The 26,009-nt window shown below is 59.8% G+C and carries 17 protein-coding genes and 3 pseudogenes; 5 read left to right on the top strand and 15 right to left on the bottom strand.

The genetic code is table 11. The features are described from left to right. Window positions 1-1,153: 1,153 nt before the first annotated feature. From FBY33_RS00305 to FBY33_RS20905, 7 genes and pseudogenes are all read right to left on the bottom strand, one after another. Window positions 1,154-2,491 (bottom strand): hypothetical protein, encoded by a 1,338-nt coding sequence (locus FBY33_RS00305; protein WP_142028786.1) that lies wholly within the window; start codon window positions 2,489-2,491, stop codon window positions 1,154-1,156. Between the two features lie 17 nt (window positions 2,492-2,508). Continuing rightward, window positions 2,509-3,342, bottom strand: a complete 834-nt coding sequence (locus FBY33_RS00310) for a glycosyltransferase family 2 protein (protein WP_142028787.1) — start codon at window positions 3,340-3,342, stop codon at window positions 2,509-2,511. Window positions 3,343-3,380: 38 nt separating this feature from the next. Further along, window positions 3,381-5,420, bottom strand: a complete 2,040-nt coding sequence (locus FBY33_RS00315) for a polysaccharide pyruvyl transferase family protein (protein WP_142028788.1) — start codon at window positions 5,418-5,420, stop codon at window positions 3,381-3,383. 35 nt (window positions 5,421-5,455) lie between these two features. Further along, on the bottom strand, window positions 5,456-6,943 hold the full coding sequence (locus FBY33_RS00320) for a lipopolysaccharide biosynthesis protein (protein ID WP_160141928.1): 1,488 nt from the start codon (window positions 6,941-6,943) through the stop codon (window positions 5,456-5,458). An 80-nt stretch (window positions 6,944-7,023) separates the two neighbouring features. Further along, window positions 7,024-7,851, bottom strand: coding sequence for a glycosyltransferase family 4 protein (locus FBY33_RS00325; RefSeq protein ID WP_160141929.1), 828 nt, complete (start codon window positions 7,849-7,851; stop codon window positions 7,024-7,026). A 254-nt stretch (window positions 7,852-8,105) separates the two neighbouring features. Further along, entirely contained in the window at window positions 8,106-8,645 is a 540-nt protein-coding gene (locus tag FBY33_RS20575) for a glycosyltransferase (RefSeq protein ID WP_235010211.1), read from the bottom strand. Window positions 8,646-8,684: 39 nt separating this feature from the next. Continuing rightward, window positions 8,685-9,215, bottom strand: a pseudogene (locus FBY33_RS20905) (glycosyltransferase); the annotation flags it as partial. A gap of 319 nt (window positions 9,216-9,534) precedes the next feature. Between FBY33_RS20905 and FBY33_RS00335 the strand changes: the two are divergent. The 4 genes from FBY33_RS00335 (at window position 9,535) to FBY33_RS00350 (ending at window position 14,411) form a co-directional block, all read left to right on the top strand. Beyond that, window positions 9,535-10,968, top strand: a complete 1,434-nt coding sequence (locus FBY33_RS00335) for a sugar transferase (protein ID WP_142028792.1) — start codon at window positions 9,535-9,537, stop codon at window positions 10,966-10,968. 291 nt (window positions 10,969-11,259) lie between these two features. After that, window positions 11,260-12,945, top strand: a complete 1,686-nt coding sequence (locus tag FBY33_RS20420; protein ID WP_235010213.1) for a DUF4012 domain-containing protein — start codon at window positions 11,260-11,262, stop codon at window positions 12,943-12,945. A gap of 156 nt (window positions 12,946-13,101) precedes the next feature. After that, on the top strand, window positions 13,102-13,707 hold the full coding sequence (locus tag FBY33_RS00345; protein WP_142028793.1) for an LPXTG cell wall anchor domain-containing protein: 606 nt from the start codon (window positions 13,102-13,104) through the stop codon (window positions 13,705-13,707). A 335-nt stretch (window positions 13,708-14,042) separates the two neighbouring features. Beyond that, on the top strand, window positions 14,043-14,411 hold the full coding sequence (locus FBY33_RS00350; RefSeq protein WP_235010215.1) for a VanZ family protein: 369 nt from the start codon (window positions 14,043-14,045) through the stop codon (window positions 14,409-14,411). A gap of 10 nt (window positions 14,412-14,421) precedes the next feature. Here the strand turns inward: FBY33_RS00350 and galU are convergent, their stop codons facing one another. The 5 genes and pseudogenes from galU to FBY33_RS00375 form a co-directional block, all read right to left on the bottom strand. Continuing rightward, a complete protein-coding gene (gene galU / locus FBY33_RS00355) occupies window positions 14,422-15,312 on the bottom strand; it encodes a UTP--glucose-1-phosphate uridylyltransferase GalU (protein ID WP_142028795.1) in 891 nt (296 codons plus the stop codon). Between the two features lie 9 nt (window positions 15,313-15,321). After that, window positions 15,322-16,130, bottom strand: a pseudogene (locus FBY33_RS00360) (enoyl-CoA hydratase/isomerase family protein). Between the two features lie 30 nt (window positions 16,131-16,160). After that, window positions 16,161-16,418, bottom strand: a pseudogene (locus tag FBY33_RS00365) (2Fe-2S iron-sulfur cluster-binding protein); the annotation flags it as partial. Then, window positions 16,419-19,250, bottom strand: coding sequence for an FAD-binding and (Fe-S)-binding domain-containing protein (locus FBY33_RS00370; RefSeq protein WP_142028796.1), 2,832 nt, complete (start codon window positions 19,248-19,250; stop codon window positions 16,419-16,421). After that, window positions 19,250-20,968: an L-lactate permease gene (locus tag FBY33_RS00375; protein WP_142028797.1), complete on the bottom strand. Its 1,719-nt coding sequence runs from the start codon at window positions 20,966-20,968 to the stop codon at window positions 19,250-19,252. Before FBY33_RS00375 ends, FBY33_RS00370 begins: the two co-directional genes overlap by 1 nt. 156 nt (window positions 20,969-21,124) lie before the next feature. Between FBY33_RS00375 and FBY33_RS00380 the strand changes: the two genes are divergently transcribed. Further along, window positions 21,125-21,817 (top strand): GntR family transcriptional regulator, encoded by a 693-nt coding sequence (locus tag FBY33_RS00380; RefSeq protein WP_142028798.1) that lies wholly within the window; start codon window positions 21,125-21,127, stop codon window positions 21,815-21,817. A 1-nt stretch (window position 21,818) separates the two neighbouring features. Here the strand turns inward: FBY33_RS00380 and FBY33_RS00385 are convergent, their stop codons facing one another. The 3 genes from FBY33_RS00385 to FBY33_RS00395 all read right to left on the bottom strand — a co-directional run bounded on the left by FBY33_RS00385 (window position 21,819) and on the right by FBY33_RS00395 (window position 25,874). Further along, a complete protein-coding gene (locus tag FBY33_RS00385; RefSeq protein WP_142028799.1) occupies window positions 21,819-22,544 on the bottom strand; it encodes a FadR/GntR family transcriptional regulator in 726 nt (241 codons plus the stop codon). 111 nt (window positions 22,545-22,655) lie between these two features. Next, window positions 22,656-24,026, bottom strand: coding sequence for an FAD-binding oxidoreductase (locus FBY33_RS00390; protein WP_142028800.1), 1,371 nt, complete (start codon window positions 24,024-24,026; stop codon window positions 22,656-22,658). Window positions 24,027-24,128: 102 nt separating this feature from the next. After that, entirely contained in the window at window positions 24,129-25,874 is a 1,746-nt protein-coding gene (locus FBY33_RS00395) for an L-lactate permease (RefSeq protein WP_235010217.1), read from the bottom strand. Window positions 25,875-26,009: the final 135 nt, after the last annotated feature.

Genomic DNA, 26,009 nt, shown 5'->3' on the forward strand with positions numbered 1-26,009 from the left:
GTGGCGACGAGCCTCAGCTTCAGGCCGGCCCTCAGATTGGAAGAAGTGTTTGTCGCTGATCCGACCGGGGCTCTCCACGCGGTTTGGAAGGTCAAGGAACAACTCCGGGCCCTGCTGAGCACTGGCTCTCCTTAGAATACGGCGCGACAGCGAAAAACGAACTCGTAGAACTGGTCAAAAAGGCAGCACAGCCCGAAACAGACAGGCTCTACCGCACCGTCTGCGAGTGGGTGGAAAAAGATCGAGGCGTTCATCAACACCGGCGCCACGACCGGCAACGTCGAGGCCAACACAACGGCAATTAAGAACATCAAACGCGCTACCTGCGGGTACGGATCCGGCCACTACAAATCAGTTATTCTCTTGAGAAGTGCCGTCAGGATGGCAGCATGAACCTCATCCCAGAGATCCAATTCCCCACGAACCGCGAAGAGCCGCATTACCTTCACGCCCAGTCCCCCATTTGAATGGAGGGTCGAACAAGGGCAGTCCACGACGGTTCGCAGCGTTTAGGCCAGGGTGGCCGGATCAAGGACGAACTGCAAGGACCGGTAGCGGCTTTGATCAATGCAGAGCACTCGCGGTGTCAGGCGGCGTCATCGCCGCGGAAATCCAGTGACCGCAGCACAAGCCACCACTAGAAAACCGCACGGACAGACGGTACCGGGGGCAGTCCTGCCGATACTGAGTCCGGCGCCCACGAGGGCGCCACAGAGCCGGGCGTGGACCCTGCCCGGAACGGGATCTTGCTATTTCCTCCATGAAACTCTGGGGGCGCACAGCTACTCACGCGCAGAAGAATCGCCATTTGGCCCAGACCACCTCAACCGGATCGGCGCAATGCGCGTCCCGCAGGCGCTGTGGCCGGCGTGGTCGCACCCGACCGATGATCACACCGCACGATGGACAGTCAGCCTCGGCGGTGGCGTTGACACTGGCCCGTACGACCATAGGCGAAGACTTGGTCGACAATTAGGGCGCTTGAAATCTGCACTCCTAGGCAAAAGGACCAGACAGGACCGTGTCTTGTATCAAACCTCTCCAGACGTCGGCAGTGCTTTGCCCTGCATCAATACTTCCGAGCCTCCTCCCGCCAGAAGATACCAATTTTGATCCCGGACCGGGTCCACCAGACTCTTCCGTCATAATCTTCTTAGGTCCCTATGTCGCCACCGCGATGGAGCGGGTGGACTGGGAACTTACTAGACGCCGGAAACTTCGACAGTATGAATACAACGGCAGAGACGTAACAGACAAAGAACATATAGGTCCAGAAGTCACTACGTCCGAATACGATGAGGAGACCGAATGCGACAACGGAGTAAACTGGCGCCCACCTAGCAAGGAAAATCATCATAGTTACAGCGATAAGAAAGACGAAAGCAAAAGACAGCTCCGTGCTATGAAAGAAACTGTTTAGCTGGGCCTCGCCGAAAGGACTCGCGCCAAGACCGACGCCTGTAATGCCAAGACGATAGAAAGCACGGCCGAAGTCGACGATTTGAGTGAGGCGCAGTATATCCGGAACCAAGAACTGTGACCGCTCTAGGAAAGTCCCCCCAAGGTCAGGCGGAACGAGTCCCATCGCCATAGAGAAATGCATGTACTGCGGAAGTATAAACTCGTGCAGCGAATCGTAAATATTACCTGACTTAAGTGAGGGAGAAAGGAAAACGACCGCAGAGAAACCACCAAAGACCAACAAAGCGCGTTTTGATAGCAACCCACCTAACATAACGATGCAGATTGCGCCGGTCGTTATAGCTTCTTTCCTGCTACCGACCAGCAAGAAAGGAAGCCACAAAACTGCGAGCGATAGAATGGGCAAGGGGCCGATCGACCGAGTGACAATTCGGCAAACCAGAAAAACCGTTGCTGCCATGACCATTACCTGCACATTATGGTTCCCGCCGAGAAGCAACTGAGTTGCGTATTGCCTCCTCTCGCCGCCAAGAACATTTCCTAGTCCTATCGACGCTATTTTAAGCCAGTCGAAGATTCCTATGGTTAAAAAGAGAATTGAAACTGCGAAGTCAGGCAGACTTGAACGCACAGCCCCTATGCTGTTTCTACAAGTTACAGACGCCCGAGATACAACTGCTCCAAGACGTTCGAACCCGAATACGGCTTCAACCAGAATGACCGCCAAGAACACACAGCGGAGGTCCAAAGCAGTAACTGACTGAACCACCTGTAGTGACGGCCAAGGCTCGAAGTTCTGGCGTGCATACTTGAGCGCCAGGTAGGCGGTCGAAGCGTACAGAGTTAAGGAAAGGAAGAGAACTCCCGCCAACCGACGTGACGGCACGAAAAATACTTGAGTCAGAAGGACGAGTAGCCAAACCAACAAGACGGGCTCGATATTGTCGGGGCGCAGGACAGAGATTGAAGCTAACCCGACGGCAAGACTCACAAGACGGCGGACTGATGGCTTCAGCAACTGACGGTCGCCCATCTCGCGAGAATTCATATTGGCGACAACTGCCTCCACAGGATTTGACGGCCTAATCATCTCCCGACCGTACGCCCTATTAGCCCTTCAAAACGCCCCAGGGAGACAGCAGCAGCTTCGGCAACGCCAATCGAGGAATTTCTCATCAAACACCTAATCCAGGGAGCCACGCAGATTCTCACCCTTCTGAGCAGTGAATATGACCACTTTGAGTGGATGCGACCATAGCCCCTTCCATATCCCCGTAGCTTGACTAAGTACTTCTTTCTATCGAGCCCATAACTCTCAGAGACACCGACCACTTTCAGCTCATTATCCCAGTGCACCGACAGTTCTTTATCAACTAACTTCAGGAGTAGATCCGTGCCCTCGCCAGACTGCCAGGGACTTGGGCATCCCGTGCCCAACAACTCGTCAAAGCCACCGGCTACTTCAACCGCATTCCGCGAAAGCACCATCGCAGGCTCGATCACTCGCCAGACATTTTTCACATCCAGATTGTAGATTCCATCATTGAAGCGATAACGTGGTGCGTCGTTATCCAAATAAGAAAGAACGACCACGTCAGCGTCGAAATGCTTTCGGCGCAACCCTGCAATTAGGGTAGTTGGAAAAGCACTCGTATCATTCGGAAAAATGAAATGGCTAGCCTCAGAAGGTGCGGCCCGAATGACGGAATTGCGCCCAGCAGAGAGCCCCCGGGCCGAGGTTGTAGTGAATATCTTGAGTCTCTGCTGATACTCTTTGGCTAGAACACGCACCGAAGCATTATTACTTTGGTCGCATATCCCCACAGTAAAGTCTCTGTCAGTCTGGTACAGAAGTGAATCGAGAAGATTCACCAGACGCTCGGTTTTGCCAATGCTAGAAACAACAACGCACAAGTGCATTCGTATGCCCGCCAAATTCCCTCGAAACACTGTCCCAGCTAGTCCGCAAGAGAACGGAGCAGCCAGCTCTTAGCTCTGAAACTTCCCACGACACGGCCAGCTTGGTTTCCGGCACGTGTGACAAACTTGCGTACAAGCCACGGACGGATAACCATGGCCATGCCAGCCCACGGCGTTGAAAGGGCCTCCGATACAGAATCAGACCAAGGGCGACTTGCACCGAAGTGTTTGTGGCGCGCCAGCAAGGCTGCATCGCTGGCACCGTACCTAAATGATTGGCTCCAAAGGTCACGAACTTCAGTCCGCAACCGATACTCGACCACGGCGTCTGGAGCGAAGTGAAGTTCGAACCCGGCGTACTGAGCACGCCAGCAAAAGTCGATGTCTTCGCCAAATTCGATGTCTTCGCTAAACCCCTCCAGCTTCTCCAGAACAGCTCGACTCGCGCCTAGGTTACAGCTTGGAGCAAAACTCAGGTGCCTGAACTTTCGTGGAAGGTTCGTGGTCGTCTGATGATGCCAGGCTGCATCATGTTCATTGTTTAGGCGGTCGTAACTCAGCCTGCCGCCTACGACATCCGCCTCGGAGAGCGCATCGGACATCGCGGATAGCCAATGAGTATCTACCTCGTCGTCCGCATCACAAAACACAACCTTTGGCGCCGACGTCGCCTTCCAGCCCATATTGCGCGCGAAGCTTGGGCCCTGAACGGCAGTAGCATCAATAGACCTTAAGTTAAGGTTGTTCTTCAATACAGCCGTATCTAGCATGTCGGCCGTGGACGTCAGTTCCTTGTTGCAAGCGACAACTATCTCGACGCGACCGGAAAAGTCTTGGTTAGCCAACCGACTTATCTGTGCACGCAGCAACCCGATTCCGGATCCGTAAGGTAAGACCACCGCAATGTCCGGAGCCGTTCCTTTTGACTGATGATCGTCAATGGCGGAAGAACTCTTGATATGGCCTGGACCTCCGTCAGTACCGTCGATATGGCGCAAAATAAAGGCCTGCTTCGCCATGTCAGATACGGAATCAGAGCCGCTCTTCCATCCTCTGACGGTAGACGCAACATTGAGAAGACGTTTGACTAGCTTCTCCCGGTTCCTGGCAATTCGGACAATATGCTGGGGCGTCTGACAGGCGAGGACTTCGTCGGCCAACTCGTCTGCAGTATGGTTCACCTGAATCTTGGGCTGCGATTCAGCCACACTCATCCAAAAGTCATCACACTTTGAGGCATAGGACAATGGCACGGTTGGAACCCCAACGGAAACAGCTGCCACAGCCCCGTGCAGCCTCTCCGAAACGAAGACAGAACACTCCGCGATGCTAAGCAGCATTTTCTCTACGTCACCGTCGTATGCAACAACCTTGACACCCCCCAGTTCCTGACTGAGACGCTCCGCAACCGATGCATCGCTGTCCGCAAGCTGAAAGACCTGAACTTCCGACAAATTGGGTGACCTGGAAATCGCAGCCGTGATGCCCTCTGCCACCTTGGCTATATTAAAACGAGTAGCGGTTTGTGAGCCCAAGCAAACTCCAATCACTCCGCCATCAGATCTGCCGAAAGTGTCCAATCCCGCGACAGTGGGATACATAAGGGCAGGATCACCGATCACTGGACAGGGTTTTTGCCAGTTCGACTTACACTCCGTCGCAGTCAAAGGACCTCGAACGCCAAACAAAATTGCTCCAGGAACCTCGCGCCAGCGCTTCCAGCTTGCCTCCTGCAGCCCAAGCGCATACGAGTCACTCCCCGCTGCCGCTCCTGCGCCAGCAAGGATGATTCCAGCCGCACCGAAAAGATTGATGGCGTTATGTGCGTGTCCCGCCCAGTTTTTGAACCCTATCGTGGTCCCACCGCCCAAGAGAACCAGTGTCTCAGAACCAATTAGGCGGCGTCGATCCCTCGCAAAACTAAAACTCCGCTTGATGTAATTCTTTATAAAAAGGGGTGCTTCTATATCAAGGCTATCACCGAGCGCATGCTTCCAAGTCTCATGTAATAAATCATCGCCGAAGTTGTTGAAACCTTGCCAGCCTAGATAGACAAGGCTTCTTTCAGAAAATCTCATAGTTTCTCCATTCACCGATTTCGTACTTTCGGCATTTACGCCCCCCGTATCTGAGCGACAACAGCAAACAGCTGATCACGAATTGGACGTATACAAAAAGCACCTGCAAATACTATTACGCACACAGATAAGAGATTTAAGCCGAGGAAAAGAAGATTGCCACTCGGTGGCATGACCTGCCTTAGCCCTACGCCGGCAACAACAGTGAGTGTCGTCAGAACCGCAGGCCATACAATCGGTCGGAACAAGTCTGAAAGGCTCAAATGCGCACGACGTCTAACGACCAAGAAACCTGGAACAACTACCAGACACGAGGCACAGGCGTAGGATACGGCCATACCGTAGGGCCCCCAGGGTATACCGACGAAGAAGGACCCGATGATCAGCACTCGTGTAATGAGCACCCAAGTCATTTGACGCTGTACCTGACCCGAAGATACAAAGATCCACGAATTAACGTACCCTAAAGCTTGCGCGACGCCGGCAAAAACTAGGGCTCTGAAGATTGCGGACGACTCGCGCCAAGCCTCACCGAATATCGTAACGACGAGAACATCAGAATAAATGAACAAGAACGCGAAGCCGGGCCACAAAATAGAACTTACGGTCAATACAATGGTTCTAACAAACCTTCGGTACCGTAAAGGATCAGAAAATATCCTACTAAGGACAGGAATAAAAACACGTTGAAGGGGCCCGTTGACCTGTTGAAGAGGAATAATCATCAGCTGGTAAGCTTGGTTATAAAGCCCCGCGGCGCGGGGACCAAAAAATGCGCCCACCAAGACGTTGTCGACATTCCTCGAAACATAATTGAGCAGTTGCACAAATGAAACGCTCCACAAAAATGGTATAGAGGCCTTAAGAATTCGAATATTCCCGGACATCCGAGGACGCCAGGGGCATGCGATGACCGTCAGCACAGCCTGCAAAACCATAAATGTCACAGACTGAACAACTAAAGCCAGCGCACCCGCCTCAAGGGCGGCGGCTATGAGGCCAGCGGCAGAGCTTGCCAAAACTGAAAGGAGCTCTATCGAGGCCATTTTTTTAAACTCAAAATTACGTGCCAATAACGCATTGGGAATTGATCCCAAGCTTGCGAAAAGGAAAACCGGGGACAACAACAATGCAAAGAGTTTATATCTATCATTATCAAAGGCTTGGGCAAGCCCAGGACCAGCCATTGCAAGAGCAGCTCCCAGAACCAACCCGATGAGCACACTGGAGTAGTGAAGAGCGTTGATCAGTTCCCTGCGAATGTTCCTTCTTTGCAGAACGAGCGTTGAGAATCCAGACTCTCTCAACAGCTCAGCTGCAGCACCGAAGATGACAATTACGGCAGCTGCGCCATACTCGGTCGGGCCGAGGATTCGCGCAAGCGCGATTGTTGTCCCGAATTGAATTGCGAAGCGGACCCAGGAGCCTAGAGCAGTTATGAGTCCCCCCCGAACGGACGCACGGCCTAGGTTTTCTTCCGATCCCCAGGAAATCCTTCGAGAATTTCTGCTGTATGTTTTCACGCTAATCGCGGCCAATTTGACGTGTAGGCCATGACATCGCGGACACCCATAGGCTGGATACGATAAGGATCAAGTTGCCTCTAGGCATAATCGCTTGATGGGGTCGATGCATCCTGCAGATCAAGGTCGTAAATGTCGTCAAGGCGAGAAGCGATGGCGGCCGCGCTACCATGCCAAGTAAAGCGAGAGCGCGCATATTCCCGTCGGGCATCGCGAGAAGAGGAGCTATCTTTACTTTCTAATAGTGATCGCAGGCCGCCGGTGACACTCTGCTCGTTCCGTGGATCGACATATTCTGCGAATTCTTCGCACACCCATCGCATCACCTCCACGTCACTGACGAGAAGCCTTGCTCCGGCGCTGAGAGCCTCAACCGCGGGTAGGCCAAATCCTTCATCCAGCGAGGGGAAAGCGACAAAATTGGCAGCGCTGTAAAGGGCCGCCAGGTCTTCGTCAGAGACGTAACCGAGATGCCTGACTGACGGATCTGAGGGGATGTCCACACTTGCAAAAACTGAGCTAGAGCCTCCCACTAAGACTAGCGGATATTGCTCACGGAGTTCGACCGGAAGCCTCAGATAGGACCTAACCAAGGTTCTAAGATTTTTCCTTGGGTCTTTACTTGCGACAGAAAGTATATATTTCCCCGGTTCCAACAACAGTCTTCCCAAAACGCTGCTCAAAGTCATTGGACTGACTGACTTACTAAACACGCTCGCCGGTGCATTAGGCGCAACTATCACAGGCTTTTTGTTCTTTGTGAGTTCCCGGACTTGCAGGGAAACAGGCTCACTCACGGCAATTAGAATCGAAGCCGTGCGCATTTGGAGCCGTAGTATCGGTGCATGCGTCAGGACGTATTTGGTGGAGTACCACTCGGGATGAGTCAAGACGAAGATGTCATGCACCACTAGAATGTGCCGAAAGGCAAGTAGGGGGCTCCGGCTCGTGAGGGACAGCAGAAGTTCGCCGCGAGAACGGAGAGCAAGTGCCTGAGACCATATCCATGCTCGCCCAGACTTTTCTTGCCACCATGCCGAGGGCGTAAGTTCCCGAACTCGATCCGGGAGTTGACGTAGAAGCTCTCTTGAGATTTCCTCAGCATAGCGCTGTTGTCCCGTAATTACTTGGCCGCGAAAAGCGCCACTAATCAAGATGGTACTCATCGAACGCCCATCCACGTCTTTAAGCTGGTACCAAAATTGTCCCGTGAGAAATTTCTCGAGCGTCGCCGACAGTCGGTACGTTTGATGGATTGGATCATTGACAATGCATTCTTCGCACTGTCCATATCTTTGAAATCAAAATGCACTCCTGTAACCGCATCGACAACGGTCTCCGATGCGCCGCCGATTTTATTTACGATTACAGGGGCGCCCGCAGCCATGGCTTCTACCGGCATGATGCCAAAATCTTCGATGCCCGGGAAGATATATGCCAGTGCTCTTTCATATAGGCAGAACAGGAGTGCATCAGACGGCGAATCGATGAAGGAAACCGGAACATCAGTCGTCTCGGCTAGGCCAGTGAGCCGCCCTTTCTCAGGGCCGCTACCAGCAATGACAACCGGAACCCTAGCCTTATCACCGAAGTTTATAACTTGATCTAACCGCTTATAGGAAACAAAGCGGGAGGCTCCGAGAATGAATTCAGACGGTAGCGCCTGAAGAATTTCTTCCTCTATGGGCGTAAGGCGTTCCATCCAAGACGATACAGATTGTATTCTCACGACATCGACCGGGGGATATATCACAGTGGATTCCACCTGCCAGGTGTCCTCAATTCTCTTCTGCACAAAACGGCTGTTCGCAGCGATGTTCGTGTTCTCTGAGGCTCGGTGGCGGTCTAACGCGCGGAGAGCGGGAGCACTTAGTCTCGGGAGAAACCCTTGACCCCGCTGATCCAGTTCCGGCTCCCAGATATAACGCGCGGGTGTGTGAGTGTAAATATATTTCGGTGTATCCTTTGCCGCTCCGCGGAGCTGCGCATGGTGGGCAAACAAATGGGAGCTAACTAACATCCAGTCGGGAGGCTCAGATGCCCGCATATTTCGCCATACGGCCGGCATGAGTCCGACGGCCAGCGCTTTACGCCTTCTGAGTGGAGTTCGAGCTAGCCATGACTCTCGGGGCGGATTGTGCTTATACCGATCCGGAGCGTCGTTCCAAAGGCAACGGATTCCCGCGTCAGGGAACGTGCCGACCATTGCGTCTAGCACTTTTTCCGCGCCGCCGGCGCGTTCGATCCACTCATGTACGATGAGTCCCGTCATTGAGACGTCCCCTCCCCCAAACTTGCTTCGGCGATCGCCCAGATTGACCGGCAGAAGCCTAACAGCAAAGTGGATTAGACCCAATTTTAGTTCCGCAACCAGAGGTCGCAACTATGGCGGGTTGGGAGAGACCGTCATGGGGTCCATAATTAGGCGCGGAAGGACAGCCAGCACCCTGTGCGTGGTTGTTGGGCACGGAAGTTGCCAGCGGTGCCTTCGTTATTCTGTCGGCTGACGCCTGATCAGTAACAGAGAACCGCCTTCTGAGCGGAAGTTGCCAGCCCCTGCTGGCAGTCGTGTAAATGGGGGAGGGTGCAATTTGGGGAGCACGGACGATTGGCGACGACGAACATCCCGGCTCTTGCGGCTAGTTGATGCATTTGTTATCAGCTGGGGGGTTGCCGGAGCCTACGTGATTCGGTTTGGAATCGAACCGGAATTGAACATTTCCGGGCGTGAACTCAACTACGCAGGCCTCTCTTTTGGTCTGGCACTTGCCTGGTGGGTGATGCTCGGGGCTTGGAATAGCAGGCAAAGTCGGGTACTTGGTGCTGGTCCAGATGAATACAAGCGCGTCATAGCGGCTTCCCTTTGGTTGTTCGGCTTGCTAGCCATTTTTTCGTATGCGCTGAGAATAGATACGGCACGCGGCTACGTTGGTATAGCTCTCCCTGTCGGCCTCTGCGGGCTACTTCTCGGGCGTTGGCTCCTCCGACAGCACCTCAACGTCCATCGCGAAGGTGGGTCGAGCATGTCGCGCTTGATGCTGCTTGGCGGTCCAAGCGCCGTCACGCACTTGGCTGAATCGTTAAGAGGTGCAAAATTCTCCGGATATCTTCCCGTTGCAGCTTACGTGCCCAGTGCAACTGATGACGCAGCCGAGATCATTTCTGACCTGCCTGTTCTGGGAAGAAAGCCAAGTGCGGACGACATCCTTAGGGCAATTTCGTTGTGCCAAGCAGACGCCGTTGCGATTTCCGCCGGTGTGCAACTACACCCCCAAACTCTGCGACACCTGGGTTGGGAGTTAGCTTCCAGGAACGTGGGGCTTATCATGGCGCCCGCCCTTACGGATATCGCCGGGCCCCGGATACACACTCAACAAGTGGCTGGTCTGCCGCTTATTCACGTTACTACGCCCACACTTGAGGGCGGACAACGGGTGGCTAAGCGCCTTTTTGATCTCCTAGCTTCCTCACTACTCGTGATCGCAGCGGCACCCCTGATGATCATCGTCGCCGTACTGATAAAGCTAGGGAGCAGAGGGCCGATTCTCTTCAAGCAGGAACGAGTAGGGATCAATGGGCAGTCCTTCAAGATGCTTAAGTTTCGTTCCATGGTCGTCGACGCAGAACGCCAGCTCGAAAAGCTAAAGGGCCATGACGAAGGTAACGGCGTACTCTTCAAGATGAAGAACGACCCTAGGGTCACTAGAGTTGGCCGGTCAATCCGCAAATATAGCCTCGACGAGCTTCCGCAGCTCTTCAATGTCTTCCATGGCAGCATGAGCTTGGTTGGCCCTCGACCGCCGCTTCCTCACGAAGTGGCTGCATACGAGCGAGACGTTCGCAGGCGCCTGCTTGTCAAACCAGGCTTGACAGGACTTTGGCAAGTAAGCGGGCGATCGAACTTGTCCTGGCAGGATTCAGTTCGTCTGGACCTTTATTACGTGGAGAACTGGTCGTTAGCGGGTGATTTGATGATCATCCTTCGAACTGCACAGGCCGTATTCCGAAGCACAGGGGCGTACTGAGTCTCCTAAGAGCTGCAAATACCGGCCAGAGGTGAGCGGCGAGCGGCACGCCTAGGAGCAGCCGTACTGGGAAGATCATCAAAGTGAGGAAGTTAGGCCATGACGAGGGCTTCGAGTCGAATTAGTCGACGGCAGAACAGCAGTGACGAGAATAGCGTCAAAACACGACGACGTCGGCGCATAATTCTTAGTTCTTGCGTTCTAGCAATCGCTTTACCTGCGGCGGTCGGGACGTGGCTGAGCCTTAAGGCCTTCGCTCTTAGGGAGGACCTTGCGGCGTTCTCAACTTTGATGCCGCAATTGCAGGAACGCCTGATCGCAAGAGACTCGCTTGGTGCCGAGGAGGCTTACGAGTCTCTCCGGGAACATACCTCGTCAGCTACAGCAACGGTTAACGACCCAATGTGGGGTCTTGCATCTGCCCTTCCCTGGATTGGTCCGAATTTCGGAGCAACTTCGGAAATAGCCCGTTCTGCCAATGATGTCGTCGAATTAGGGGTGGGCCCCTTGGTTAACGTGTTCACATCGCTAGATTGGGAATCAGTTCTGCCCACTCGACTGGGCGCAGATTTGGCGCCCATACAGGGTGCCTCGCAAAAAGTAGCGGCTGCTTCCCATGCTGTGAAAGCTTCCTCGGATCGTCTGAACAATATCGAGGCGACTCACCTTCTGCCCGAGATTGCGCAGCCCCTGGTCATGGCGCAAAAGAAGCTCACTGCAGCGGCGGAAACACTTGAAGTGGCCTCCGATGCAGCGCAGCTCCTCCCCCAAATGATGGGAAGTGACAGTTCGCGGCATTACTTGCTGATGATTCAAAACATCGCTGAAACCCGCGCTTCAGGTGGAATCCCTGGTGCCCTGGCAGTTCTAACTTTCGAAAACGGCCACATGTCTTTCGACCAGCAGAGCAGTGCTGCTGCCTTGGGAATCATGGCACCCGTCGTTCCGGTTGATCGGCAACAGCAGCAGATTTATTCGTCGCGCCTCGGCAAGTACATGCAGGATGTGAATCTAACGCCTGACTTTCCAACTGCTGCCGCAACTGCCCAAGCCATGTGGGAGAGGAAGACCGGGCAACGGGTAGATGGAGTGATCTCCATCGATCCTGCCGTCCTTAGTTATATCCTGCAGTCGACAGGACCTGTGGCACTTAACGGCCCGGAACTTGCAGAGATCAAGGCTTCAGGTCTACCGACGGAACTAACAGGCGAAAACGTCGTACCGACGTTGCTGTCAGATGTCTACGCGAGAATCCAACAGCCAGAACTACAGGACTCATACTTCGCAGGAGTGGCTAAGGAAGTCTTTACTGCCCTCTCCAGCGGTAAAGGGGAACCCAAAGACCTTATTGCCGGCATTACTCGTGGAACGGAAGAACGCCGCGTCTTGGTTTGGTCTTCAGACTCTTCTGAGCAGTCCGTGCTAGCCAAGTACCCCGTGAGCGGATCTATCTCGGGCGCCAGTGTTTCACCTGCACAGTTTGGCTTGTACTTCAATGACGGAACCGGCGCCAAAATGGATTACTACGTCAAGCGCACTGTTCAGCTCATCAAAGAATGTCCGGCAGACGGATACGAGCAAACCACGGTTCGCGTCACCAGTACCAACACAGCGCCCGCTGACGCCGCCACTTCCCTGCCGGCGTATGTGACCGGTGCAGGAATTTACGGCGTTGCGGCGGGTTCGGTTCAAACAAATATCGTTGCCTACGGCCCGGTCCAGGCCAACGTGGAATCAGCGACTATCGACGGCGTGAAGGCACCGTTTGCCCCCTACCTGCACGCCGACAGGCCAGTAGGGGTGGTCGCTCAGCAACTCGCACCAGGCGAAAGTAAAACCGTCGAGTTCACGTTCGGGAAGATCGTCCAGCACACGGAACCTAACTTGGTTGTCACACCATCGGTGCAGGCTGTAAAGGATGTTATCCGTCCGACTGCAAATGCGTCCTGTGATCCGGGACAGTCACAGTCGCGTTAACACTATGTAAACCGACTGGATTGAGGTTGGTGACATGCCACGTCGGATGGTACCTTTTTCTTGGGATATTCATCCGTAGATCTGCACACGGTCTCGTGCAGAGGGGACATTTCCCCGAATCGGGTACCACACTTAAACGTCTCCGGGGGGACAAATATGAAGAAGACTTTCGCTGCACTCGCGCTTGCAGGCGCCATCGCACTTATTGGCTCGGCACCCGCCATGGCCGCAACCTACCCGGCGCTTCCGCCGCAGGCAGCCGTTTCAGACGGCACCGTTGGCCCGGGTGAAACCTTCATCTTCCGGGGCCAGGGCTTCCGACCCTTCGAATCAGTTACGATTTTCGTCACGCCAGGCCAGGCTCCGGCCTCCAACGGTGCAACCTTTACCGGGGGTACAGCCGTTGCCGGGGTCATCCCCGTCTTCCTGGCACCGCAGGCGCTCAGCGCAACCGCAGACGCTCAGGGCGTTGTTTCGCTCCCGATCTCGATCAGTGAAGCGGGAACCTACTCCATCACTGCGAAGGGCAACGAATCCGGGATTACTGTTGGTCCCGTCACGGTCACCGTTGCAGCTTCGCTCGCCAACACCGGTGGCAACGCTGCCGGTGGCGCCCCCCTGGCTAACACGGGTGGCCTGGCCAACACCGGCGCCGACTCCGGCTTGGTCCTGTGGACCCTGGTTGGCGCCGGCGCACTGGCTGCCGGCGCAACCTCGGTCGTGGTGGTTCGCCGCCGCGCCAAGACTGAGGCTGCTGCCTAACAGCAACGCTTCCTAGCACCAACGAAGGTGGGTGCATCTCCGGAAACGGAGATGCACCCACCTTTTGCTTTCTATGGTAACTATTAGGGCTATGGGGAGACACTGGCGCAGAGCACCACGCGGGTACGACTTTTCCGTACCCCTCCCCCGGGCGCAGGCACTCCGCTACGCCCTTCTGGTGCTCCTCGCTGTATGTTCCCTCGGGACGGCCGCGTTCGCCCTCCTACAGACCTCCTGAGGCGTCTTTGATAATCCTCCAGAACCATCGGCTCTGGCGCACGGTACTCGTAGCCATGCTCATTCCCCTGGCACTCATCGCCTTTTGGCCCTCGCCGGTGGACCAGCCTGTTTCAGGACAACTGTCCGCGGTTCTGCAGTTTCTGCACCGCAATGGCATGCCCCGGTGGTTCAACTACCAATTCGTCGAAGCCGCCGCAAACGTCGTCCTTTTCGTGCCGGTCGGTTTTGTGGGCGCACTCGCATTCACTGAAAAGCGCTGGTGGCAAATCTGGGCCTTTGGGCTCCTGATTTCCGGCTGCATCGAACTGGGCCAGCTCTTGTTTCTTCACAACCGCTTTGCAAGCCCGTCAGACATCATGACAAACACTGCAGGGGCTGTCATAGGTTCCCTCCTGGCGGCTTTGGCGGTCCAAACACAGCAGAGGCCCGCTGCCTTCCGGCAACGGGCCTCCAAGAAGCAGTAGGGCGTAACGACTAGCCCACGAAGCTCTTCATCCAGGTCTTCAGGTCCTCGCCGAACTCCACGCGCTCGGACGCGAGCGTAATGACGGCCTTCAGGTAGCTTAGCTTGTCGCCGGTGTCGTAACGGCGGCCCTTGAAGACAACGCCATACACGCCGGAGCCTTCGCCCTCGCCCGCGGCGAGGGTCTGTAGGGCGTCGGTCAGCTGGATCTCGCCGCCGCGGCCGGGCTCGGTGTTCTCCAGGACGCCAAACACATTGTGGTGCAGCACGTAACGGCCAATAACGGCTAGGTTGGACGGCGCCTCGCCGACGGCCGGCTTCTCCACCAGGCTGTTGACGCGGACGTAGTCCTCGCCGTCCACGGCACTGACGTCCGCGCAGCCGTAGGCGCTGATCTGCGACGGATCAACCTCGATCAGCGCGATCACCGAACCGCCCGTCTTCTGCTGCACCTCCATCATGGTGCCCAGCAGGTCCTCGGCCTCGTCGATGAGGTCGTCACCCAGGAGCACGGCAAACGGCTCGTCGCCTACGTGCTGCTGGGCGCAGAGCACTGCGTGGCCCAGGCCCTTGGCCTCGCCCTGACGGACGTAGTGGATGGGTCCCAGGTTGGAGGCGTACTCCACCAGGCCCAGCTTGTCCTTATCGCCCTTGGCCTCCAGCGCAGCTTCCAGGCCGGGTTCGCGGTCGAAGTGGTCTTCAAGGGCGCGCTTGTTGCGGCCCGTGATCATCAGCAGGTCGGTGAGCCCTGCGTCAATCGCTTCCTCCACCACATACTGGATGGCCGGGCGGTCTACCACCGGCAACATTTCCTTCGGCATTGCCTTTGTGGCGGGCAGGAAGCGTGTCCCCAATCCGGCAGCAGGAATGACGGCTTTGGTAATAGCTTTCCCCTTAGTCATAGCTGAACCTTACAAATCAGCGGCAGACAAAGGCAATTTGCCGCCGGTAAACTTCGGCTCACGCTTCTCCTGGAAAGCCCGGAAACCCTCCGCGTAGTCCTCGGTCTTGCAGAGCCGCGCCTGCTCCTCGTTTTCCTCCTGCATGGCCTCCCACAGGCCCAGGCGCTGGTCACGGATGTGCGCCACCAGCTCCTTCGAGGCAACGAAAGCCCCCGTCGCGCCGGCAGCAACGCGCTCAACAATCGCCCGCGTCGAATCCAACAGTTCGGCGGCCGGCATGGCACGGCTGAACATGCCCTGAGCCACCGCCTCCGCGCCCGAAATCAGGTCCGCGGTGTAGATCAGGTCCAGCGTCCGGTGCATGCCCAGCCGCTCCGTGAAGTACCAGTGCCCGCCCGAATCCAGCGTGGCGCCCAGTTTGGCGAACGGCGAGCCGAACTTCGCGTTCTCCGCCACGTACACCACGTCCGTGGCCAGCAGCAGCCCCAGCCCCACACCCAGGCACGCGCCCTGCGCGGCAGCAAAAGTCGGGGCCGGAAAAGAAGCCATCTTCTTCAGCAGCGGCTCCACCAGCCCGCCCAGATACGCGGCGGCGTCGTCACTCTCCGGTGTGACCCCCGCAAGTCCCGGCCCGCGCAGAAGGCCCGGCCCTCTCCCCTCAGCAGCAGCGCCCGCACCTCACCACGTGAGGCGGCGGCAGCAGCGTCGTCGTACGCCTGGGTTAAATCCCGCAGCGCCTGCTCATCCAGCGAGTTCAGCTTGTGCGGCGCGTCCAGCACTACCTCGGCGATGCCGTTGCTGATGGAAAGGGAAATCATGGAACTCCTTGGGTTGAAACGGAGAAAGACCTAGACGTCGAAGTCGACCGTGACTTCCTTGCTGGTGGGGTGGCTCTGGCAGGTCAGGACGTAGCCCTTGTCCAGCTCATCCTGCTCCAGCGCGTAGTTCTCGTCCATGGTCACGCTGCCGGTGACCACCTTGGCCCGGCAGGTGCCGCACACTCCCCCGGCGCACGCGAACGGCTGCAGCTTCTCGGCGTCGATCCGGCCACTGAGCAGCGGCGCGATCCGCTGCTCCCGGGAACGTGGCGGGGAGGTTCCGGTCCCCTACCGCGTGACCTCTTCCAGCAGTTCCAGGACGTGCTTGTAGTCCTGGCCCGTTGCGCGGGTCATGCCCAGCTCGCAGGTGCGGTTGCACGAGGCGTGCGCCGACGCGCCCAGTTGCCCCACTTCCAAAGCCTGCTCCCGGGTGGCGGAGGCGGTGAGCTCGGGGTGGAGCATTCCACGGTCCCCCGCGAAGGCGCAGCAGCCCCAGTTCACCGGCACATCCACCTTCTCCGCCACGGCCTGGGCCACCGATTCCAGGGCACCGTTGATCCCCATCCGTGTAGAGGAGCAGGTGGGGTGCAAAGCCAGCGACTCGAGCTTTGCGTGCTCCGGCAGCCCGGGCAGGATGTGCTCGGCGACGAAGTCCACGGCATCAACGATCCGCAGCGGCCGCTGGCCCACCAGCGGGTCGTCGGCTTCCACCACCTGCCGGAGGCCCTCGGTGCAGGACGACGCATCACAGATGATGGCCAGCTCGCCGTCCCGGGTTGCCTCCCGCAGCGCTGCCAGGGTCTTCTCCTTCATGGTCGCCTGGCCGGCCCCCATTCCCTTCGACGACCACGGGGTCCCGCAGCAGAGTGAATCGATGCCCTCCGGGACCAGCAGCGTGATCCCGGCCCGTTCACACAGCTGCTCCAGGCTGTACTGGACTCCCCGTCCGCCAGCGGGACCACTTGGTTCGGAACCCGTATCGGCCGGCCCGAACATCGTCCCCACGCAGGCGGGGAAGTAGACGGCGTCCGGTGCCCGGTCCGGCGTCGGGCGCTTCCGTGCGGAACCGCCGCCGGGCAGCTCGGGCGAGTACAGCGGCACCGTGTCCGTGCCCAGCACCGCACGCGCCGCCTTGTTGGGGCCCACTACTGCCGGGGCCGGCAGCCTGTCCACCACGGTCAGGGCCAGCGAGGCCCCGCGTGTGACCCCGCTCCAGTGCTTGGCCGCAGCGTTCCAGGCCCCGTTGGCCACCGGACCGCCGTCCTCGCGGCGCAACCGCTTGACCAGCAGCCCGGTGTTGATGTCCACGGGGCAGGCCGTCTGGCACATGCCGTCCACGGCGCAGGTCTGCACGGACTCGTAGTCATAGTCCCGCTCCAGCTGTTTCACCAACGCCGTGTCGCCGGCAAGCCGTGCAGCCTCGATGGCCCGCAGGGTGACGATGCGCTGGCGCGGCGTCAGGGTCAGGTCCTTGCTGGGGCACACCGGTTCGCAGTACCCGCAGGAGACGCAGCGGTCCACTTCCTCCGCCACCGGCGGCGCCGTCTTGATGTGCCGCAGGTGCGCCTGGGGATCATCGTCCATGAGCACGCCGGGATTGAGCATGCCGGCGGGATCGAACAGCTCCTTGATCCGGCGCATTACGGCGTACAGCTCGTTCCCGTACTGCCGCCGCACATACGGTGCCATCACCCGGCCGGTGCCGTGCTCCGCCTTGAGAGAGCCGTCCTCCCCCAGGACCAGGTCCACCATGTCCTCGGTGAACGCGCTGTACCTGTCCAGCTCCTCCGCCGTGGCGAAGCCGTCCGTGAGCATGAAGTGGACGTTGCCGTCCTTCGCGTGCCCAAAGATCACGCTGTTTTCGTACCGGTACTTGTCGAACAGCCTTATCAATTCACGGCACGTGCGGCCCAGGACCGGGACCGGCACCACGATGTCCTCCAGCAGCGCGGTGGTCCCCTGCGGCCGGGCACCCGCCACCGAGGCGTACAGACCCTTGCGCAGGTGCCACAGCTGGGCGCGTGCGGACGCATCAGCAGTGAACTGCGCCGGAGCGGCCAGCTTCAGGCCGGCGAGGGCGCGTTCGCCCACCTCGCGCAGTGCCGCAACCTGGTCCGGCTGCCCGGCGGAGTATTCCACCAGCAGCGCCGCGTGTTCGCGCACCGCAAGGTCGCGTACGACGGCGGGAGTTCCCTTCAGCGTCTGGCCCACCTTGAGCGAGAGCGCGTCCAGGAGTTCCACCGTGGCGGCGCGGGTGTCCACCAGCGCCGGCAAAGCGGCGTTGGCGGCCTGCAGGTCCGGGAAGACAAGCAGGCCGGTGGCGGAGTGCGAAAGCCGCGGGATGGTCCGGAACACCGCCTCTGCCACGAAGCCCAGGGTGCCTTCGCTGCCGACGATCAGGTGCGCCAGCATTTCCACCGGACGCTTGTAGTCCAACAGGGAGTTCAGGCCGTAGCCCATGGTGTTCTTCATGCTGAACTGCTGCCTGATGCGGTTCACGGAATCGCTGTTCCCCCGCACCCTTGCCGCGAGCTGCACCAAGCCGTCATACAGTTCCGGTTCCAGCGTCCGCAGCCGGGTGTCCGCGTCCGTTGCCCCGGTGTCAATTACCGTCCCGGACGGCAGCACCACGGTGAGCGACTCGAGCGTGCGGTACGCATTGTCCACCGTTCCGCAGTTCATGCCCGAGGAGTTGTTCGCCACCACGCCGCCGATGGTGCACGCGGCCTCGCTGGCCGGGTCCGGCCCGAACTTGCGCCCGTAGGGCGCCAGCCGCGCATTCAGGGCACGCACCGTGACCCCCGGCTGCACGCGGACTCGCGCGCCGCCGTCGAGCACTTCAACATCCCGGAAGTTGCGGCGCACGTCCACCAGCACGCCGTCCGTGACGGCCTGTCCGCTGAGGCTGGTGCCGCCGGAGCGAAGGGTGAGCGGAACGCCCTGCGCCGCGCTGGCCCGGAGCAGGGCGCCCACCTCCGCGGCGTCCTTGGCCACGGCCACCGCCTGGGGGATGAGCAGGAAGTGCGAGGCGTCATGGGCGTTGGCGTGCAGGTCGATGGCACGGGTCTTCACCTGCGCGGGATCGGCCACTGCCTGCCGGAAGAATTCGAGTTTCTGCATCAGGGCACCATCCAGTCCAGCAGCGGGGTGGATTGCAGGAAGATCAGTACCGTGATGAGGGCCAGCAGGCCAAGGCTCCAGCCGATCAGCTTGCGGAACAGGGTGCCCTCTGAGCCTTCCAGTCCCACCGCGGCGGCGGCGACGGCCAGGTTCTGCAGGGAGAGCATCTTGCCCATGACGCCGGCCGAGGAGTTGGCGGCGGCCATCAGCACCGGGGAGAGTCCGGTCTGCCCGGCGGCGGTGGCCTGCATCTGGCCGAAGAGCGAGTTGGATGATGTGTCCGAGCCGGTGAGGGCCACGCCGATCCAGCCGATCAGCGGCGAAAGGAGGGCGAAGAATCCGCCGGCCGAGGCAAGCGCAAATCCCAGCGTGGTGGTCTGCCCGGATAGGTTCATGACGAAGGACAGGGCCAGGACGGTGGTGACCGTGACGATGGTCCAGCGCAGCTGCTTCAGGGTTTCCCCATAGACGCGCAGGCTTTTGCCGACCGGGATTCTGTACAGCGCCATGGTGAGCAGGCCGGAGAGCAGCAGCAGCGTCCCGGTGGATTTGAGGTGGTCCAGCTTGAACTTGGTGGCCGCTACCGCTTTGCCCTCCGAGTCCTCGATGTGCAGGCCGGGCCAGGCGAACGTCACAGTGCCCACCTGCCCCAGCCAGGTTTTGATGAACGGGATCTGGGCGATGGAAAACACGGCGATGATGATCAGGTAGGGCGCGACGGCGAGCCACACCTCACGGGGCGCCGGGCGGGTAGTGTCCGTGGGGACTCCGGAACGGCCCGGAACGCTCTCCTGCCGGGCACCCGCCGTCGTGCTTACCTGCGTGCCGTTGCTGACCGCACTCTTTCCGCCGGCCATGGCTGGAATTGACACATCCTGTACCGATCCTTCCACGCGCACCGACTCTTTCGGCTGCCAGGCCTTCAGCATCAGCAGCACCGCCGCCACCGTGACCACCGCGGCCACCACGTCGGTCAGTTCCACGGCGAGGAAGTTGGAGGTGATGAACTGCGCGACGGCGAACGCGGCGCCGGCCACCAGCGCAACGGGCCAGGTCTGCTTGAGGCCGCGCCTGCCGTCCACGATGAAGACCAGGAGCAGCGGCACGATGAGGGCGATGAAGGGGGTCTGGCGCCCGGCCATCGAAGAGAGGTCGTGCAGCGACAGGCCAGTGACGCCGTTCAGGGCGATGATGGGCGCGGCCATGGCACCAAAGGCCACCGGGGCGGTGTTGGCCAGCAGCGAGACGACGGCGGACTTGAGCGGTTTCATGCCGGCGGCCATCAGCATGGCTGCGGAGATCGCGACGGGAGCGCCGAAGCCTGCGAGCGATTCGAGGAGCGCGCCGAAGCAGAACGCAATCAGGATCGAGAGGATCCGCAGGTCGTTGGAGATGGAGCGGATGGTCCGGCCCAGGGCATCGAACCAGGGCGTGGCCACGGTGAGCTTGTAGATCCAGAGCGCATTGACGAGGATCCACAGGATGGGAAACAGCCCGTAAAAGATGCCCGCAGCGGTGGCGCTGAGGGCCTGGTCCAGAGGCATCCGCCAGCCTGCGACGGCCAGGACGAAGGACAGGACCAAGCTGGCGATGGCCGCTTTGGCGGCTTTGACCCGGAAGACGCCCAGCAGGACGAACAGCAGGACCAGGGGAAGGGCCGCACATAAGGCGGAAAGAAGGAGGGACCCGGCGATGGGCTCGAGGATCTGCTGAAACATATGACTCCAGATGGTGAGCAGCGCCACACCGGCGTGACGGCCCCTCGATTGTCTAACAAGTACACATGTCCGTCAAGAGCGATGAATACTTGTCTGGCAAAATGGAACGGACACACCCCTTGTTTGCTGGAAACCTGTTTGTTGGAACGGAGATCTGTGGCCGGCCGTATTGCAGCTGTCTCGATAGTGGAAGCGGTGGCCTCGGATCTCCGGCTCCGCATTTTCTCCGGTGAGTTACCCTCCGCCCATGCGCTGACGGAGACCGACGTGGCCACGTCCTACGACGTGGCACGCCCCACCGCCAAGGCAGCCATCGAGAAGCTGGTGGCCGAGGGCCTGCTGGTTCGCGGCACGCACAAGACCGCCCGGGTGGCGGACCTGGGACCGGAATCGGTGCGCGATATCTACCTGGCCCGGGCGTACCTGGAGAGCGAAGTGCTTCGTCGGCTCGCCGCCGCACGCACGGTGCCCGCCGGGGCGGTACAGGCCAACCGCGATATCGCGGCGCTGGCCACCGGAGCGCCGCTGGACGTGGTGGAACCGGACATGCGGTTCCACACCAGCCTGATCGACGCCGTGGGGAATGAGCGGATCAGCAGGATGTACTCGTCCCTGGTGGCAGAAGTGCGCCTGTGCATGTCCCGGGTACAGTCGCTGCACCTCCTGGACACCACTTTGATCCAGGCCGAACACGAAAAGCTCCTGAAGCTGATCGAGGCCGGACAAGGCGAAGAGGCCGCCCAGCTCCTCGACCAGCACCTGGGACGCGCGCGCGAGCGCCTGGTGGCCGCGATGGGCGGCGAGGCGGGCCCGGAGGCGGACCTGCCGTCAGGGCTGGCGCGGCAATAACTCAGCGCGCCCCGTCAGCTGTCTGTTCGTACAGCCAGGCGATATGGCCCCGGAGCAGCTCCGCGGCGCGCTCAGGGTCCTTCGCTTCCACAGCATCGAAGATCCCGTGGTGGTGGGCCCTCAGCTGTTCGAGCACCATGGGCCACTGCCCAAGGGCATCAAGGGCGTCCTTGATGTAGCCCCGGATGGAGCCGCTCAGCGACTCCATGATCGTTTCGATAACCGTGTTACCGGCCATGGCACTGAGGGCCAGGTGGAACTCTGCGTCGAGGGCGTGGAAGGCATCGGGGTCTATGTCCGGAGCATCCATGGCCTCGAGCAGTTCCCTGGCGCGTTGGATCCCGGCCGGGTCGTCATGCAGGGCCGCCGTCCGGGCTGCCCAGGTTTCCAAGAGAATCCGGGCTTCGACGATCTCCTCAACCGGAAGACGGCTGCTGGCAATGTGCAGGCGAAGGGTGGCGGACAAGCCGGCTGACGGCTCGGAAACGATGACCGAGCCAGACTTGGGGCCGGACCTGTTGGAACTTCGAAGGACCCCCATGGCGTCCAGCAGGCGCATGGCTTCGCGCACTGAAGCGCGCGAAATGCCGTAGGTTTCCGCCAGTATCCGTTCACCAGGCAGTTGATCCCCGATTTTGAACCGGCCTGAGCGGAGCCCCGCCTCAATATCCTCTACCAGGACGTCGTACGTCCGCTTGGATCCCGGCGCCACCGAAGGTTTGGTCATGGATCCATCCTGCCCTAACAACCAGCACCTGCGTCCTGTCCTGCGGCGCCGCGGAAAACCGGCGCAGCAGGACAGAAGCGGGTGAAGGAACCGTGGGACGGGTTTTCCGGCTTAGATTGCTTTGCCGGGATTGAGGATTCCCTGCGGGTCGAAGACGCTGCGGATGGAGCGTTGGAGTTCGAGCGAGGTGCTGCCGAGCTCGTCCTCGAGCCAATCGCGCTTGAGCAGGCCGACGCCGTGTTCCCCGGTCAGGGTGCCACCCAGTCGCTGCGCCAGGTAAAACATGTCGCCTAGGGCCTTTTTGGCCGGTCCTTCCGTGATGGATTCATCGGGTTCGACGACGATCATCGGGTGCAGGTTGCCGTCCGCTGCGTGTGCCACATTGAAGATCCGGACCCCCGTCTTCCGGGAGATGTCCTCCAGCCCCGCAAAGACATCTGCCAGCCGGTTCCGCGGCACGCCGATGTCGCAGATGGACACGCGGCCCATTTTCTCAAGGGACGGAATCGCTTCCCGCCGCGTGGCCACTAGCGCATCCGCTGCCGCCAGGTCCACGGCTTTCTCGACGTGGCTGGCAAAGGGTTCGATGGCCTTGAGCAGGACGTCCTGCTCAAGGAACGCGCCGTACCCGTCAGTCTGCGCCAGCAGGAAGGCGCCGCCCTTGGACCGGTGGTTGGTGCCGTGCACGGTATCGACGGCTTCCAGCGTGGGGCCGTCCATGAGTTCCAGCACCGAGGGCTGCAGCCGGGCGGCGATGATGGCGGATGCTGCCAGCGCGGCGGCGTCCACATCCGGGAAATAGGCGGCGACGGTGGCGGTCTGGATGGGCTTGGGCCGCAAACGAAGGGTTGCTTCCACCACCACGCCCAGCGTTCCTTCCGACCCGATCATCAGAGCGTTCAGGTCATACCCCGTGACGCCCTTGATGGTGTTCCGCCCGGTCCGCAGCTCCCGGCCGTCGGGCAGGACCACGCGGAGCGCGAGCACGGATTCGCGTGTCACGCCATATTTTGCGCACCACATTCCGCCGGCATTGGTGGCAATATTGCCGCCGATGGAGCAGATTGCCGTGCTGGCCGGGTCCGGCGCATAGAAGAGTCCATGCTCCCCCGCGGCCGCATTCACCTCCGCGTTGAGGACGCCGGGTTCAACCACCGCCAGCTGCTCCACAGGATCGATGTGCAGGATCCGGTTCATCCGGGCCAGGTCAAGGACCACTTCCCCGGCCTGCGCGGAAGCTCCGGCGGCAAGGCCCGTTCCGGCTCCCCGGGGAACCACCGGGACATTGTGGGCCGCGGCAAGGTTCATGGTTGCCACAACCTCTTCGGCACTGGTGGCATAAACGACGCCGTCGGGCAGGCTCGGCGGAACGTAACCGGAACGGTCCGTGCTTACCCTGACCCGCTCGTCGAGGTCCGTGGAGGCGTGCGCGCTTGCAGCCAAGAGCGCTGCTGATGCTGTGACAGCTGTAGTTGTACTCATGGGAAGGAAACCTCTTTGTTTTCTAGGGTGGGTTCTTTGGGCACTCGGCCGGGCGGAACCGCTCCGCCCGGCCGTATTCCCGGTGTGCAAGGGTGGCGCCGGCTAGGGGACCATCCAGCCGAGTACCGGGGTGGACTGCAGGACGATCAGCACCGTGATCAGGGCCAGCAGGCCCAGGCTCCAGCCGATCAACTTGCGGAACAGCGTGCCCTCGGCGCCTTCCAGGCCCACCGCCGCTGAGGCGACGGCCAGGTTTTGCAGCGAAAGCATCTTGCCCATCACGCCGGCCGAGGAGTTGGAGGCGGCCATCAGCACCGGCGAGAGGCCGGTCTGTGCGGCGGCGGTGGCCTGCATCTGCCCGAAGAGTGAGTTGGATGATGTGTCCGAGCCGGTGAGGGCCACGCCGATCCAGCCGATCAGCGGCGAGAGGAAGGCGAAGAAGCCGCCGGCGGACGCGAGGGCGAGGCCCAGGGAGGTGGTCTGTCCGGACAGGTTCATGACGAAGGACAGGGCCAGGACGGTGGTGACCGTGAGGATGGTCCAGCGCAGCTGCTTCAAAGTTTCCCAGTAGATGCGCAGGCCCTGGGCTGCCGACAGGCGGTACAGGACCATGGTGATGAGGCCGGAGACCAGAAGCAGGGTTCCGGTGGCTTTGAGATGGTCGAACTTGAACTTCTGCGCAGCAACGTGCTTCCCGCCGGCGTCCACGACGTCCAGGCCCGGCCATGCGAAGCTGACGCTTCCGTTGGCGCTCAGCCAGTCCTTGACTGCCGGGATCTGGGCGATGGAGAAGACGGCCATGATGATCAGGTAGGGCGCCACAGCCATCCAGATTTCCCGGCGGACGGGCCGCTCCGTGGCGCTGGGCCGCACCGCGACCCGGGTGGTCGCAGCCGCGGAGACAGCCTCCGTAACCGATGCGGATGCCGGTATCCTTGCCGAACCGCGGCTGGAGGATGACGGGCCGGAGGGACGTTCTTCCTCAAGATCGCCTGACCCGCCGGACTGCCCGGACATATCAATGATCTCCCGCGGCTGCCAGACACGGAGCATCAGCAGCACGGCGGCCACGGTAGCCACAGCAGCCACGACGTCGGTCAGTTCCACAGCGATGAAGTTGGACGTGATGAACTGGAAGATGCCAAAGACTGCGCCGGCCACCAGTGCAACGGGCCAGGTCTGCTTGAGGCCGCGCCTGCCGTCCACGATGAAGACCAGGAGCAGCGGCACGATGAGGGCGATGAAGGGGGTCTGGCGGCCGGCCATCGAGGACAGGTCGTGCAGCGACAGGCCGGTCACGCCGTTCAGGGCGATGATGGGCGCGGCCATGGCACCAAAGGCCACCGGGGCGGTGTTGGCCAAAAGCGAGACGATGGCGGATTTCAGCGGCTTCATGCCGGCGGCCATCAGCATCGCCGACGTGATGGCAACGGGGGCGCCGAAACCGGCGAGTGATTCGAGGAGCGCGCCGAAGCAGAACGCAATCAGGATCGAGAGGATCCGCAGGTCGTTGGAGATGGAGCGGATGGTCCGGCCCAGGGCATCAAACCAAGGCGTGGCCACCGTGAGTTTGTAGAGCCAGAGCGCGTTGATGAGGATCCACAGGATGGGGAACAGGCCGTAGAAGGCTCCTTCGGCCGTGGCGCTGAAGACCTGGTCCACAGGCATACGCCAGATCATCAGGGCCAGGATGATGGACAGCGCCAGGCTGGCGATGGCGGCTTTGGCCGCTTTCACCCGGAAGACGCCCAGCAGGACAAACAGGAGAATCAACGGCAATGCCGCGCAGAGCGCGGACAGGCCGAGTGAACCCCAGAGAGGGTCCACGACTTGCTGGTAAGTGCTCACAAAAAACTCCTTTGTATTTGGAGCGGGGAGGGTGGGGCGCATGAATGGGATAAGAGACGCCGAGCAGAAATTCCACAAAGTGAGATTGAGATATTGCCTCGTGGACAAACTGTATGTATTGGTCTGACCGATCGT

The sequence above is a fragment of the Arthrobacter sp. SLBN-112 genome, from assembly GCF_006715225.1.
GTDB lineage: Bacteria > Actinomycetota > Actinomycetes > Actinomycetales > Micrococcaceae > Arthrobacter.

Bases quoted from the DNA above. Each gene is read 5' to 3' on its own strand.
- FBY33_RS00310 (WP_142028787.1), bottom strand. From the start codon at position 3,342: ATGCACTTGTGCGTTGTTGTTTCTAGCATTGGCAAAACCGAGCGTCTG.
- FBY33_RS00315 (WP_142028788.1), bottom strand. From the start codon at position 5,420: ATGAGATTTTCTGAAAGAAGCCTTGTCTATCTAGGCTGGCAAGGTTTC.
- FBY33_RS20575 (WP_235010211.1), bottom strand. From the start codon at position 8,645: ATGGAACGCCTTACGCCCATAGAGGAAGAAATTCTTCAGGCGCTACCG.
- FBY33_RS20420 (WP_235010213.1), top strand. From the start codon at position 11,260: ATGCCGCAATTGCAGGAACGCCTGATCGCAAGAGACTCGCTTGGTGCC.
- FBY33_RS00345 (WP_142028793.1), top strand. From the start codon at position 13,102: ATGAAGAAGACTTTCGCTGCACTCGCGCTTGCAGGCGCCATCGCACTT.
- galU (WP_142028795.1), bottom strand. From the start codon at position 15,312: ATGACTAAGGGGAAAGCTATTACCAAAGCCGTCATTCCTGCTGCCGGA.
- FBY33_RS00370 (WP_142028796.1), bottom strand. From the start codon at position 19,250: ATGCAGAAACTCGAATTCTTCCGGCAGGCAGTGGCCGATCCCGCGCAG.
- FBY33_RS00375 (WP_142028797.1), bottom strand. From the start codon at position 20,968: ATGTTTCAGCAGATCCTCGAGCCCATCGCCGGGTCCCTCCTTCTTTCC.
- FBY33_RS00385 (WP_142028799.1), bottom strand. From the start codon at position 22,544: ATGACCAAACCTTCGGTGGCGCCGGGATCCAAGCGGACGTACGACGTC.
- FBY33_RS00390 (WP_142028800.1), bottom strand. From the start codon at position 24,026: ATGAGTACAACTACAGCTGTCACAGCATCAGCAGCGCTCTTGGCTGCA.